Annotated in this window: 10 protein-coding genes; 7 read left to right on the top strand and 3 right to left on the bottom strand. The window is 68.0% G+C overall.

From position 1 onward, the window contains the following. The first annotated feature begins 3 nt into the window (after window positions 1-3). On the top strand, window positions 4-2,841 hold the full coding sequence (locus tag FA89_RS05030) for a TonB-dependent receptor (RefSeq protein WP_036138808.1): 2,838 nt from the start codon (window positions 4-6) through the stop codon (window positions 2,839-2,841). 18 nt (window positions 2,842-2,859) lie between these two features. Here the strand turns inward: FA89_RS05030 and FA89_RS05035 are convergent, their stop codons facing one another. The 3 genes from FA89_RS05035 to FA89_RS05045 form a co-directional block, all read right to left on the bottom strand. Continuing rightward, window positions 2,860-3,846 (bottom strand): FecR family protein, encoded by a 987-nt coding sequence (locus FA89_RS05035; protein ID WP_051938547.1) that lies wholly within the window; start codon window positions 3,844-3,846, stop codon window positions 2,860-2,862. Further along, window positions 3,843-4,388 carry an RNA polymerase sigma factor gene (locus FA89_RS05040; RefSeq protein ID WP_185754230.1) on the bottom strand — a complete coding sequence of 182 codons (546 nt, stop codon included), beginning with the start codon at window positions 4,386-4,388 and terminating at the stop codon, window positions 3,843-3,845. The genes FA89_RS05035 and FA89_RS05040 overlap by 4 nt, the downstream gene beginning before the upstream one ends. A gap of 163 nt (window positions 4,389-4,551) precedes the next feature. Continuing rightward, the gene (locus FA89_RS05045; protein WP_036138812.1) at window positions 4,552-6,666 is read right to left on the bottom strand and encodes a prolyl oligopeptidase family serine peptidase; all 2,115 of its coding nucleotides are present in this window, start codon (window positions 6,664-6,666) and stop codon (window positions 4,552-4,554) included. Between the two features lie 450 nt (window positions 6,667-7,116). Between FA89_RS05045 and kdpF the strand changes: the two genes are divergently transcribed. From kdpF to kdpC, 6 genes are all read left to right on the top strand, one after another. Continuing rightward, window positions 7,117-7,209: a K(+)-transporting ATPase subunit F gene (gene kdpF / locus FA89_RS19545; RefSeq protein WP_081916356.1), complete on the top strand. Its 93-nt coding sequence runs from the start codon at window positions 7,117-7,119 to the stop codon at window positions 7,207-7,209. Beyond that, a complete protein-coding gene (kdpA, locus tag FA89_RS05050; protein WP_036138814.1) occupies window positions 7,206-8,927 on the top strand; it encodes a potassium-transporting ATPase subunit KdpA in 1,722 nt (573 codons plus the stop codon). Before kdpF ends, kdpA begins: the two co-directional genes overlap by 4 nt. A gap of 3 nt (window positions 8,928-8,930) precedes the next feature. Then, window positions 8,931-11,009 carry a potassium-transporting ATPase subunit KdpB gene (kdpB, locus tag FA89_RS05055; RefSeq protein ID WP_036138817.1) on the top strand — a complete coding sequence of 693 codons (2,079 nt, stop codon included), beginning with the start codon at window positions 8,931-8,933 and terminating at the stop codon, window positions 11,007-11,009. A 16-nt stretch (window positions 11,010-11,025) separates the two neighbouring features. Continuing rightward, the gene (locus tag FA89_RS05060) at window positions 11,026-11,232 is read left to right on the top strand and encodes a hypothetical protein (RefSeq protein ID WP_036138819.1); all 207 of its coding nucleotides are present in this window, start codon (window positions 11,026-11,028) and stop codon (window positions 11,230-11,232) included. Between the two features lie 61 nt (window positions 11,233-11,293). Beyond that, the gene (locus FA89_RS05065) at window positions 11,294-12,712 is read left to right on the top strand and encodes an outer membrane beta-barrel protein (protein ID WP_036138821.1); all 1,419 of its coding nucleotides are present in this window, start codon (window positions 11,294-11,296) and stop codon (window positions 12,710-12,712) included. Window positions 12,713-12,722: 10 nt separating this feature from the next. Next, window positions 12,723-13,298: a potassium-transporting ATPase subunit KdpC gene (gene kdpC / locus FA89_RS05070; RefSeq protein ID WP_036138824.1), complete on the top strand. Its 576-nt coding sequence runs from the start codon at window positions 12,723-12,725 to the stop codon at window positions 13,296-13,298. Window positions 13,299-13,316: the final 18 nt, after the last annotated feature.

Raw genomic sequence — 13,316 nt, forward strand, 5'->3', positions numbered from 1 at the left:
CGCATGGCCCTGGTCGTGACCATGGCGGCTGCCCCGTGTTCCGCGGTTGCCGGGGAATCGTCCCCGCCGCGCGCTTTCCATATCGCCGCGGGCAAACTGGACGATGTGCTACAGGCGTTCACGCGCGACAGCGGCATCGAGTTGCTGTATCCCGCCGACACGGTGCATACCCTGGACAGCCCGGGCGTCACCGCCGTCACCACCGATCGCGACGCCTTGGATCGCCTGCTCCGCGGTACCGGCCTGGCCGTGGTGCCCGCGGGCGAACGGGCCTTCGTCCTGCGCGCCAGTCCGCTCGGTATCCATCCGCTACCCGCGCCGCTGCGGCCCACTAAGGCGCCCGTCACCGTTCCGCTGGAACCGGTGGAGGTCACCGGCACCCATATCCGTCGCACCGAGATGGAAACGGCGTCGCCCGTCACCGTGATCAGCCGCGAGCAGATCGATCGCGGCGGCTACGAAACCCTCTACGACCTGCTTCGCGCGCAGCCCGGTCTGCGCGTGGTGAACGCGGGCGTGGGCGTGTCCAACGTCGCGCTGTTCCAGAACAACGGACTGGCCGGCGCCACCGGCGCGTCGTCCGTGGACCTGCGTGGCCTGGGCTCGTACGCCACGCTGGTGCTGGTGGACGGGCACCGGCTGGCAGGTTACGGACTGGCGCAGGACGATCTGGGTACGGTCACCGACCTCAACGGCATACCGCTGGCCATGGTGGATCACGTGGACATCCTGCGCGACGGCGCCTCGGCCATCTACGGCTCCGACGCCATGGCCGGCGTCATCAACATCGTGCTGCGCAAGAAGCTGGACGGCGTGCGCGCCTCGCTGGCCACGGGTCTTTCCACGCGCGGTGACGCCTTGCAGCGTCGCGTCTCGGCCAGCCTGGGCGGCCGCCTCGGCGAGCATGGCAACCTCCTGCTGATGGTGGACAGCCTCGACCGGGCACCCACGCTGGGTCGCGACCGTGCATGGAGCCGCCCGGCGCAGGCGGCGACGGCGTCGAACGGCCCCGAGGCGGCCGACGACTTCTACCTGCAGGGAGCGCAGCTGCGCTCGCAGGCGGCCGACTGCACGGGACCCATCCCGACGGGCGATAGCCGCTGCGTCGATGCATCGTCCGCGCAGACCACGGTGCAGACCGGCATGCGTAGCCACGCGATGTACCTGCATGCGGACCGGACGATCGGTGAGGTGCAGGCCTATGCGGATCTTCGCTGGACGTCGCAGAAGCAGCGCCAGCAGACCGCGCCGCTGAAGTACAACGTGGTGCTTCCCGCCGGCACATCGGACAATCCGGATGACGCCTCGCGCATTTTCTATGGCTATCGCTTCGACGACGTGGGGCCCGTGCGCGATGTCACCACGTCGGACACGTACGTGTTCACCACTGGCTTGCGTGGGCCATGGGGTGACGGCGACTGGCATGTCGATGTGGACGGGCAACGTGGTAGTTATGACGATTATCTGGGCGGATTATTGCCATCCGACAGCCTCACCCGTGCGCTGGACGACGGCAGCTACCAGCTGAAGCGACGCAACGCCCCGTCGCTGCTCACCACCCTGTCACCCACGGCGAACCGCCATGCAAGCAGCGCGCGCGATGCCCTGCATTTCCAGACGACCCACCCGCTGGCGACTCTGGCGGGCGGCCCGCTCGTGGTCACGGCCGGCGCGGAAGTCGCCAGCGATCGCCTCGACGACCGACCGGATGCGCTGCTGACCTCCGGCCGGGTGTTCCAGTTCGTGAGTCCGAGCGATCGCTCCGCCAGCCGCTGGACCACATCGGCTTATGCGGAAGCCAATGCACCGCTGACGTCGCGGCTGGAAGCCGGCCTGGCCTGGCGGGTCGACCGGTCCGAGGGCTACGGCAACGCGTTTTCGCCCAAGGCGACGCTACGCTGGAACGTGACCGGGACACTCACGGCGCGCGCGACATGGGCACGCGGCTACCGTGCGCCCGCCACCCTCGACCTCAGCCGTGCGTCGCCCAGCTACCCGAACGGGTTCCTGCTGGATGTGCCGGACAGCCTGCTGCCATGCCGGGTGCTGGCGGTGCCCACCACCGACGCCAACACCTGCTACCTGACGATGTCCACGGTACGTAACCGGGACCTGCGGCCGGAAACCTCCCACAGCCACACGCTCGGCCTGGTATGGGCCCCGTCGCCGGCGGCCAGCCTCGCGCTGGACTATTTCGCACTTCGCCGCGACCACGAGATCGACAGCCTGCCGTTGTCGTACGCCCTCACCCATCCGGAGGCGTACCCGCAAGCCTTCGGACGTGATGCGTCCGGTGAACTGACCGGGCTACGGCAACAATGGGTGAACCTGGGTCACACCAGCGCCCGCACCCTCGATGTGGACGGCGAGTTCCGACTGGTCGACCGACCGGCCTGGGGCGTGGACCTGAAAGTCACGGGCAGCTACCTGTGGCAGCTGGACCGGCAGACCTTCGATGGCACGCCCGTCGCCCAGGGTGCCGGCTACGCCTCGCAACCGCGCTGGACCGGCCTGGCCGAGGTCGTGCTGCACACGGGCGACTGGACCGTGTCCGCCAACGCGCGTTACACGGGCCGCTATCGCAATGCGCAGTCGTCGATCGACCCGCTGGGCTGCGAAACGGACGGCGGCACCGCCGTGCACTGTTCCACGCCGGACTTCATCCTCGTGGATGCGGGCCTTGCCTATCGCGGTGTGCCGCGCTGGACCTTCGCGCTCAACCTGCACAACGTGTTCGACCACGCCCCCGTCTACTACGGCTCCCCCGGTATCGCCTATAACCCGCTGTTCGACGATGTCATCGGCCGGGCCTGGTTGGGCACGGTATCGTTCCGGCTGTGACCGCCGACCGGGCGCCGCTCAGCGCAGCACCGCGGGGGCGCCATCGTGCAGCACCACCGTGCCGTCGCCGAGTCGCTCGGGCCGCAACTGCCAGCCCGTCACCAGCGCACTGACCAGGGCATCCTGGTCGCCGGCGTGAAAACTGCCGCTGACGCGCAGGTCGCCCATGCCGGCGTTGGCAAGGGTGATCCGGCGCGACGCGTAACGGTTCATCGTGGCCAGCAGGTCGGCCAGTCGCTCGCCGCGAAAGACCAGCCGGCCGTTGGTCCAGCCTTCGGCCTCGGCGGTATCCAGGGGCAGCGTCTCGTCCAGGTGGCCGTCCGCCGCCACGCGCACGGATTGGCTGTGGGTGAGCGTGCGCGTGGCCGGCAGCCGCGCATCGGACACCATCACCTGACCCTCCAGCAGCGCGACACGCGTGCCGGCATCGCTCCGGTCCACCTGGAACGTGGTCCCGATGTCGTGCACGCGCACGTCGCCCGCGCGCACCTCGAAGGGCGCCTCGGCCTTCCCGACCTGGAACTGGGCGCGCCCCCGCTCGAGCAGCACCTGGCGCAACCCCCCGTCGAACCGGATGGCAGCTTGCGTGCCGGCATCCATCACCATGCGTGTGCCGTCGGGCAGCGTCACCGTGGCGATGTGGGTCTGCGTGGCGTAATCGGCGGTGACCATCGGCATGCGCAGGTACCACCACACGGCGGGCAGCGCCACCAGCAACGCGGCGGCCACCGCCGCGCTGCCGAACCACCAGCGCCGCGCCGTCCGCCGCCGTGCCGTATCGCGCAGGGCCCTGCGCGAAGCCGCGCGCAGCATATCGTTGTCGCGCAGGCGACGCGCCATGTCATGCAGCTGGCGCGCGGCACGGTAGGCCGGCCGGTGGGCCGGGTCGCGCGCGCACCAGGCGTCGAACGCCGCGGCTTCCGCCGGACCCGCGTGCGGCGCGTCCAGCCGGGCTACCCAGCCTTCGGCCGTGTCGGGAATATCCGCTGTATGTGAGGGTGTCATGCTTGCGAAACCACGGATGAGAGGTGATGCCCGACTTGCTTACGAAGAAGGACCAGGGCCTTGCCGATGTGCTTTTCGACGGCCTTGACGGAGATGCCGCAATGCACCGCCACTTCCGTATAACTCATGCCTTCGATGCGGTTGAGCAGGTAGATGTCGCGACAGCGGGATGGCAGGCACATCAGGGCGCGCTGCACTTCCTCCAGCGCACGCAGCGTATCCAGGGCCTGACCCGGATCGGGCCCCGGGGCCGCGATGGCCTCGGCATAGATATCCACATCTACATGGTGAGACGCACGGTGCGACTGCGCCCGCCGCCCGCGATCGGTGATGACGTTCACGGCGATGCGATACAGCAGCGCCGGCCACGACTCCGGCGGTTCATCCCGGTAGCGGATCAGGCGCACGAAACTCTCCTGCGCCACTTCCTGGGCTTCGTCCTCGGTGGCGACACGATGGCGCAGGAAGCCCGCCAGCGGCGCACGCTGTTCGCGTACGAACTGGTCGAAGGCCATCCCGGCCTGGCGTTCCTCAGCGGTCACCCGCACCACCTGTCAGCAGGACGCCCTGCCCGGGACCACGCACAGCTTATGCATCGACGCGCTCGCACCTCACCCGACATCAAGTCATCGGAAGCTATAACGCAGCCGGCACGCCGCCCCCCTACCTCGCGGCGGGGCCGGCGGCTTTCGGGCCGGCCCGGGCTTATTCGCCCAGGCCCAGCTCGGTGGCGAAGAACGTCAGCTGCAGCGCGGCGTTGCCGACACGCTGGCTGAAGGGCGCGCCGATGCCGTGGCCTGCGTTCATCCGGGTCAGCAGCAACACCGGCTGGCCCGAGGTGGTGGCGTCCTGCAACGCGGCGGCGAACTTGCGCGATTGCCACGGTGCCACGCGCGGGTCGTTGGCGCCGGTAGCCAGCAGCACGGCCGGATACTTCGTGCCCGGCTTGACGTTGTGCAGCGGTGAATAGGCCAGCATGGCGCGGGCGACGACCGGGTCGGTGGTGCTGCCGTACTCGCTGACGTTGTAGGGGCCGTTGGCGAAGGCGGTCATATGGCGTGGCACATCGTAGATACCCACGGCGCCGACCACGGCACGGTACTGCTCCGGGTGCTGCGTGAGCGCTGCGCCCATCAGCAGGCCACCGTTGCTACCGCCCAGGATGCCCAGGTGAGCGCGATCGGTCCACTTCGTATCCAGCAGCGCCTGCGACGCCGCGAAGAAATCGTCGAACACGTTCTGCTTGTTCTGCTTCTGGCCCTGGGCGTGCCAGGCCTCGCCGAACTCGTTGCCACCGCGGATGTTCGCATAGGCCAGCACGCCGCCGCGCTCCAGCCAGGCGAGGTTGGCGCCGACGAAAACCGGCGTGACCGGCAGCCCGAAGCCGCCGTAGCTGTAGAGGATGGTCGGACGCTTGCCATTGGGCGTGGTGCCCTCCATGGCGATGACGGTCACGGGAATCTTCGTGCCATCTTTCGACACGCCGTCGATGCGTGACACTTTCACCTTCGAGTAGTCGGCCGCTGCCTTCACCTCGAAGACGGTCTTCAGGGCGCCGCTGGCGCCGTCGTACTCCACCCAGTGCGTGGGCGTGGTCCAGCCGGCATAACTGAGCAGGGCCTTGTTCTGGCCGGCCTCGGAGGCCACGCCGCCGATGGTGATGCCATTGGGCGGCAGGGGCACGCGGCGCACGAAACCGGCCTTGCCGTCGTACTGGTCGGCCCACCAGTCCGGACCGGCGCTGCGGACCACGAGGAAGCCGTTGCCCAGCGCGGAGACGTGCTGGATGGCGCCCTCGCCCTGGGCGAGCAGGTCGGTGGCCTTGCCGTCCGCGCCAATGGCGACCAGCTTGCCGCGCGGCGCGCCGGCAAAGCTGGCGACGACCAGACGATCGCCTACCCAGGCGGCCGAGCGTGCGTCGGCCTCGCGACCCAGCACGCGCTGGAACGTGCCGGTACCCCGGCGCAGGTAGACCTCGGCGGGGCCGCCGTCGCCTTCGTTGGCGAGCAGCGCGGTCGAGGCGCCGCCCTTGCCTTCCAGCAGGATGTATTCGGCCACGTGCGAATAGCCCTTGCCGAACACCAGGTGGTCGGCCGTGGCGGGCTGGCCGAGCGTATGGTGGGCCAGCACGGCGTCGAACTCGCGCAACGGCTGACCCTTGGCCGGTGCCTCGAAGCGCGCATAGGTGACGCCCTTTTCGTCGGCGTCCCAGGCCAGCGCCTGCGGGGTGGTACCGCCGCCGGCCAGCGGCATGAGGTCGGGCAGCGCCTTGCCGGTCGCGGTGTCCAGCACGTGGATGGTGGTCAGCTCGCTACCGCCCTCGGCCGTGCCGTAGGCCAGGTAGCGGCCGCTCGGCGAGGGCCAGTACTCGGTGATGGCGGTGTTGCCATCGCCCTGGTTGGGATCGACCAGCGTGCGGGTCGGGCCATCCGGCCAGGCCTTGGCCACCAGCAGCGGCTGCGCCTGCGGCGGCGTGTTCTCGAAATAGAACAGCGTGCCGCCAGCCAGGGTCGGCGAACTGCGCGTGGTGGACGTGATGGCCAGTTCGCGCACCCGTGCGCTGAGGGCCTTGGCCAGCGGCATCGCGCCGATGGTGGCTTCGGTGTAGGCGTTCTGCGCGTCGATCCACTGCTTCACGTCCGGCGCATCGGGGTTTTCCAGCCAGCGGTACGGATCGTTGACCGGCTGACCCGCCAGGGTCTCCGAGACCATGTGCTTCGGTGTGGCCGGCGGCGGGTTGGCGGTCGCCGGGGTGGCCGCGTGGGCGCCACAGGCGACGAAGAGGCTGACGGCAAGCAGTCGGGGAACGAAGGCGCGCATGGACTCTCTACTCCGGAACGGAAGGGGAATGCGAACGGCACACGATGCGTGAAACGAAAACGCTGCGTCAATCATGCCGTGTAGGAGCGCGCGGTGCGCGCGACATGTTTTCGCGAAACCTCGGGGCTGGCGCGCCAGCTCCGGGGCATGGCCTCAAAACATGTCGCGCGCATCGCGCGCTCCTACATGCGGCCGGACCGCATGCGGGGGCCGACCGCACGGGACCGTGGCCTCAGGGTACGCCACGCGCCAGATTTTACGAAGACGTTACGCGCCCATGCCGGCGCGATACACCGTAAATATCGCGTAAGACGAACAATGCGCTCCGTCCTCTCCGCCGGAACGCACCCGTGGAACTTCTGTACGTCCTTCTCGTCATCGTGCTGTGCGCGGTGACGATCGGCTTCCTCATGATCTGCGACCGGCTTGGCCGGCGCTGAGGAATCCCCCATGTCCCTCATCTACATCGTGGCCACGGCCATCGCGGTCGCCCTGACCGGCTACCTCTGCGTGGCCCTGCTCAAGCCGGAGTGGTTCGAATGACCGCCAACGGCATGCTCCAGATGGCTCTTTTCTTCGCCGTGCTGCTCGCCCTGGTCAAGCCGGTGGGCCAGTACATGGCCCTGGTCTTCTCCGACGAGCCCAACCGGGTCACCCGATTCGGCGGTGGCATCGAGCGTTTCCTGTATCGCCTGGCCGGTATCCGCGCCGACGAGGACATGCGCTGGACGCGCTACGCCATCGCCATGCTGGTGTTCAACGTGGCAGGCCTGGCCATCGTCTACCTGCTGCAGCGCACGCAGCAGTGGTTGCCGCTGAACCCGCAGCATTTCGCGGCCGTCTCGCCCGATTCGGCGATGAACACCGCCATCAGCTTCGCCAGCAACACCAACTGGCAGGGCTATGCCGGCGAGTCGACCATGAGCTACCTCACCCAGGCGCTCGGCCTGTCGGTGCAGAACTTCCTCTCGGCGGCCACCGGCATTGCCGTGCTCATCGCCGTGGTCCGTGGCTTCAGCCGCCGCGCCGCCGCGGCCGTGGGCAACTTCTGGGTCGATGTGACCCGGGCCACCCTCTACGTGCTGCTGCCGTTCTCGCTGGTACTGGCGCTGCTGCTGGTGTCGCAGGGCGTGGTACAGAACCTGGCCACCTACGTGGATGTCACCACGCTGCAGCACGGTACGCAGACCCTGCCGATGGGGCCGGCCGCCTCGCAGATCGCCATCAAGATGCTCGGCACCAACGGCGGCGGTTTCTTCAACGCCAATTCGGCGCACCCGTTCGAGAACCCCACGCCGTTCTCCAACTTCCTGCAGATGCTGTCGATCTTCCTGATCCCCGCATCGCTCTGCTACACGTTCGGCCGCATGGTCGGCGACCGTCGCCAGGGCTGGGCCATCCTGGCCACCATGATGCTGATCTTCGTGCCGCTGGCCGTGGGCCTGGTGGCCGCGGAACAGGCCGGCAACCCGGTACTGCACGGCTTGGCCATCGATGCGCAGGCCTCGGCCACCCAGGCCGGCGGCAACATGGAAGGCAAGGAAACCCGCTTCGGCATCGCCGGCTCCGGCCTGTTCGCGGCAATCACCACGGCCGCGTCGTGCGGCGCGGTCAATGCGATGCACGATTCGCTCACCCCGCTGGGCGGCCTGGTGCCGATGTGGTTGATGCAGCTGGGTGAGGTGATCTTCGGCGGCGTCGGCTCCGGCCTGTACGGCATGCTGGCCTTCGCCGTGGTCGCCGTGTTCATCGCAGGGCTGATGGTCGGCCGCACGCCGGAATACCTCGGCAAGAAGATCGAGGCCTACGAGATGAAGATGGCCAGTCTGGCCGTGCTGTTGCCCTGCGCCCTGGTGGTGATCGGCACCGCGGTGGCGGTGATGTCACCCGCTGGTGTGGCCGGCGTGTCCAACCCGGGCGCGCACGGTTTTAGCGAAATGCTCTATGCGGTCAGCTCGGCGTCGAACAACAACGGCAGCGCCTTCGGCGGACTCTCGGCCAACACGCCCTTCTGGAACGTGCTGCTCGGTATCTGCATGTTCCTGGCGCGCTTTCCGCTGGCCATCGCCATGCTGGCCATGGCCGGGTCGCTCGCCGCCAAGCGTCACGTCCCCGCATCCACCGGCACCCTGCCGACGCATACGCCGCTGTTCGTCGCGCTGCTGGCCTGCGTCGTCATCGTCGTCGGCGCGCTTACCTTCCTTCCGGCACTGGCCCTCGGGCCCATCGCCGAACAACTGATGTCCGCCACGGGCCCCTGATCCATGACTACCCTAGCCCACGACAAGCCGCGCGGTTTCGACCGCGCGCTGGTGACCCGCGCCCTCGGTGACGCCTTCCGCAAGCTCTCGCCGCGCCAGCAGTTCCGCAATCCGGTGATGTTCGTCGTCTTCGTATGCAGTGTGCTGACCACCCTCTTGTGGGTGCAGGCACTGGCCGGCCACGGCGAAGCCTCCGCCACCTTCGTGTTCTGGGTGGCGCTGTGGCTGTGGTTCACCCTGTTGTTCGCCAACTTCGCCGAGGCGCTGGCCGAAGGCCGCGGCAAGGCCCAGGCCGATGCGTTGCGCGGTTCGCGCCGCGATGTCTCCGCGAAGAAGCTCGCCTCCGCCGATCGCGAGGCTGCGATCACTTTCACGCCGTCGAGCGAGCTGCGCACCGGCCACTTCGTACTGGTCGACGCCGGCGATACCGTGCCGGGCGACGGTGAAGTGGTGGTCGGCGCGGCCAGCGTGGACGAGAGCGCGATCACCGGCGAATCCGCGCCCGTGATCCGCGAATCCGGTGGCGACCGCAGCGCGGTGACCGGCGGTACCCGCGTGCTCTCCGACTGGCTGGTGGTGCGCATCACCAGCAACCCGGGCGAGAGCTTCCTCGACCGCATGATCTCGATGGTGGAAGGCGCCTCGCGGCGCAAGACGCCCAACGAGATCGCGCTGACCATCCTGCTGGCCAAGTTCACGCTGATCTTCCTGCTGGCCTGCGCCACGCTGTTGCCGTACTCGATCTACAGCGTGCAGGCGGCCGGCGTGGGCAGCCCGATCACGCTCACCGTGCTGATCGCCCTGCTCGTGTGCCTGATTCCCACCACTATCGGCGCCCTGCTCTCGGCCATCGGCATCGCCGGCATGGACCGGATGATCCGCGCCAACGTCATCGCCACGTCCGGACGCGCGGTGGAAGCCGCGGGCGATGTGGACGTGCTGCTGCTGGACAAGACCGGCACGATCACGCTGGGCAACCGCCAGGCCGTGGCCTTCCACCCGGCACCGGGCATCGAGGAGCGCGAACTGGCGGAAGCCGCGGAACTCGCTTCGCGTGCCGACGAAACGCCGGAAGGCCGCAGCATCGTCACCCTTGCCGCGCGTTTCGTGGCGATGTCTACCGCCCGCCCCGCCAACGATCGCGATGCGGTGTTCGTGCCCTTTACCGCGCAGACCCGCATGAGCGGCGTCGATGTGGGCACGCGCCATGTCCGCAAGGGCGCCATGGATGCCGTGGAACGCTACCTGGATTCGCAGGACAGCCACATGCCGCCGCTGGTCCGCCGCATGGCCGAGGACGTTGCCCGTCGCGGCGCTACGCCGCTGATCGTGGTCGACGGCGCGCTCACCCTCGGCGTCGTGGAACTGAAGGACATCGTCAAGGAAGGCATCAAGGAGCGCTTCGCCGAGATGCGCCGCATGGGCATCCGCACGGTGATGGTCACCGGCGACAACCCGTTGACCGCCGCGGCCATTGCGGCCGAGGCCGGCGTGGACGACTTCCTCGCCGAGGCGACACCGGAAGCGAAGCTGAAGCTGATCCGCGATATCCAGGCCGAGAACCGTCTGGTCGCCATGTGCGGCGACGGCACCAACGACGCGCCGGCGCTGGCCCAGGCGGACGTCGCAGTGGCCATGAACAGCGGCACGCAGGCGGCCAAGGAAGCCGGCAACATGGTCGATCTGGATTCCAACCCGACCAAGCTGATCGAGGTGGTGGGCATCGGCAAGCAGATGCTGATCACCCGCGGCGCGCTGACCACCTTCTCCATCGCCAACGACATCGCGAAGTACTTCGCGATCATCCCCGCCGCGTTCGCCACCACGTATCCGGCGCTCAACACGCTGAACGTGATGCACCTGGCCACGCCGCAGAGCGCGATCCTCTCGGCGGTGATCTTCAACGCGCTGATCATCGTCTTCCTGATTCCGCTGGCGCTCAAGGGCGTGGCCTATCGCGCGCTGGGCGCCGCCGCGCTGCTGCGCCGCAACCTGCTGGTGTACGGGCTGGGCGGCGTGGTCGTGCCCTTCATCGGCATCAAGCTGATCGACATGTTGCTGGTCCTGGTCGGACTGGCGTAACCCGAGGCCCACTGCCATGCATTGCGTGAAGCTCACCGTACTCATCGAAGACAGCGCCGACCTGGACATGGAAGTACGCGTCGTCACCCCGGATACGCCTGCCCCGATGGCACGCGCCACCGCGGCGGCACCGGTCAGCCTCGTGCGTACCGCTGCCGTGCCGTCGCCACCGCCGCGTCGCGACGAAGACGATTACGCCCTCGGCGGTTACGCCGGCATCTGAACCAACGCCTCATCCTCCCACTATCGAAAAGGGGTCCCGAAAGGGATCGGTAAAACACGCCATGCGCACCACTCGTTACGCTTTTCTCGCCGCCCTGCTCGCCCTCGCGCCCGTCACCCGGGCCATGGCTTCCGGCAGCGACGACTGTTCCCAGGGCTTCGGCGCCCGCTTCGCCGCGGCCTACCGCGAAGATGCCCAGCCGGCCGACCCGAACGCACCTGCACCGGCCCGCCGTGGCCTGGATTCGCCGTTGGCCTCGCCGCCTTTTCCTTCCGCCGAATGGCAGCTGGGCGGCGTGGCCTACCCGATCGGCGTGCCCAACCTGAATTCGCAGTACCCGCTGGAAAAGGCCATGGCCTGCAACCGCGTGGGCCGCTGGCTGAAGGACAACCGGATCGAGGTGTACGGCTGGCTCAACGCGTCCGTCAACCTGAGCAGTTCGTCGCACACGAACTACCCGTTGTCGTACGCCGTGCGTCCGAACCGCGTGGAGTTCAACCAGGCGCTGCTGCGCATCGAGCGCCTGCCGGACACCGTGCAGACCGACCATGTGGACTGGGGCTTCCACCTGGATAACCTTTACGGTTACGACTACCACTTCACCACGATGAAAGGCGTGCTCAGCAACCAGTTGCTGAACAACCCCAAGCCCGACCAGCCGCTCAACGGCAAGATCAACGGCTACGACCCGATGCTGTTCTACGGGGATATCTACCTGCCGCATATCGCCGAGGGCATGGTGGTACGCATCGGTCGCTGGTTGTCGCTGCCTGACATCGAGGCGCAGTTCTCGCCCAACAACTACCTGGTGACGCATTCCATCCTCTACACGGTGGACCCGTATACGCAGATGGGTGTCATGACCACGACGCGGCTCAACGCGCAGTGGACGGTGCAGGTGGGCTTGAACGGTGGCAACGACACCGCGATCTGGAACCACCAGTCGCGCCCGACGTTGCAGGCCTGCGTGCGCTGGGTTTCGGCCAGTAACGACGACATGCTCTATACCTGCGCCAACAGCGTCAACCGTTCCGACTACAACTACAACAACGTGCAGATGTACGTCAGTACCTGGGGCCACCGCTTCAGCGACCGCGTGCACATCCTCACCGAGGCGTACTACATGTACGGCCGGCAGATTCCGGGTTATGGCCCGGGCTTCGACAGCCAGGTGGCCGGTTCGTCGCCGCTGCCGGGCAAGGCGGCGGAGTACGGCATCGTGAACTATCTCAACGTGGCGATCGATCCGAAGAACATGATCTCGTTCCGCAACGAGTTCTACAACGACCAGAAGGGCCAGCGCACCGGCTTCCCCACGCGCTACACCAGCCACACGCTGGGCATGACGCACTGGGTCACGCAGGACATGGAGATCCGTCCGGAGCTGCGCTACGAGAAGTCGTACGACGTCGATGCCTATGACGGCGGCCGCAAGGACAACCAGGTGACCGCGCTCGTCGACGCGATCTGGCACTACTGAGGAAGCACGCATGACTACCCTGCTACGCAATGCCATCGTCCTGCTCCTGCTGATGACCGCGGTTACCGGCGTGGCCTATCCCGCCGTCGTCGGTGGCCTGGCCGCGGTGCTGTTCCCGTCCCAGGCCGCGGGTAGCCTGGTGACGCGCGACAACGTGCCGGTCGGCTCCGCGCTGATCGGCCAGTCGTTCACCGCGCCGCGGTACATCTGGGGCCGCCCGTCGGCCACCACGCCCGTGCCGAACAACGCCGCCGCGTCCACCGGTTCCAACCTCGGCCCGAGCAACCCGGCGCTGGCGGATGCGGTGAAACAGCGGATCGCCGCGCTGCGCGCCGCCGATCCGGGCAACGACGCGCCGGTGCCGGTGGACCTGGTCACGGCGTCGGCCAGCGGACTGGATCCGGAGATCAGCCCGGCCGCGGCGACGTTCCAGGCCAATCGTGTCGCGCGTGCGCGGCAGATTCCCGCGGACACCGTGCGCCGGCTGATCGCCGAAAACACCCAGGGTCGCCAGTTCGGCGTACTGGGCGAGCCACGGGTCAACGTGCTGGCGCTCAACCTGGCGCTGGATGCCGCGACGCGCTGACCGGTTCCGCTACTCTTG

Origin of the sequence: Luteibacter sp. 9135, from assembly GCF_000745005.1 — a bacterium.
Lineage (GTDB): Bacteria > Pseudomonadota > Gammaproteobacteria > Xanthomonadales > Rhodanobacteraceae > Luteibacter.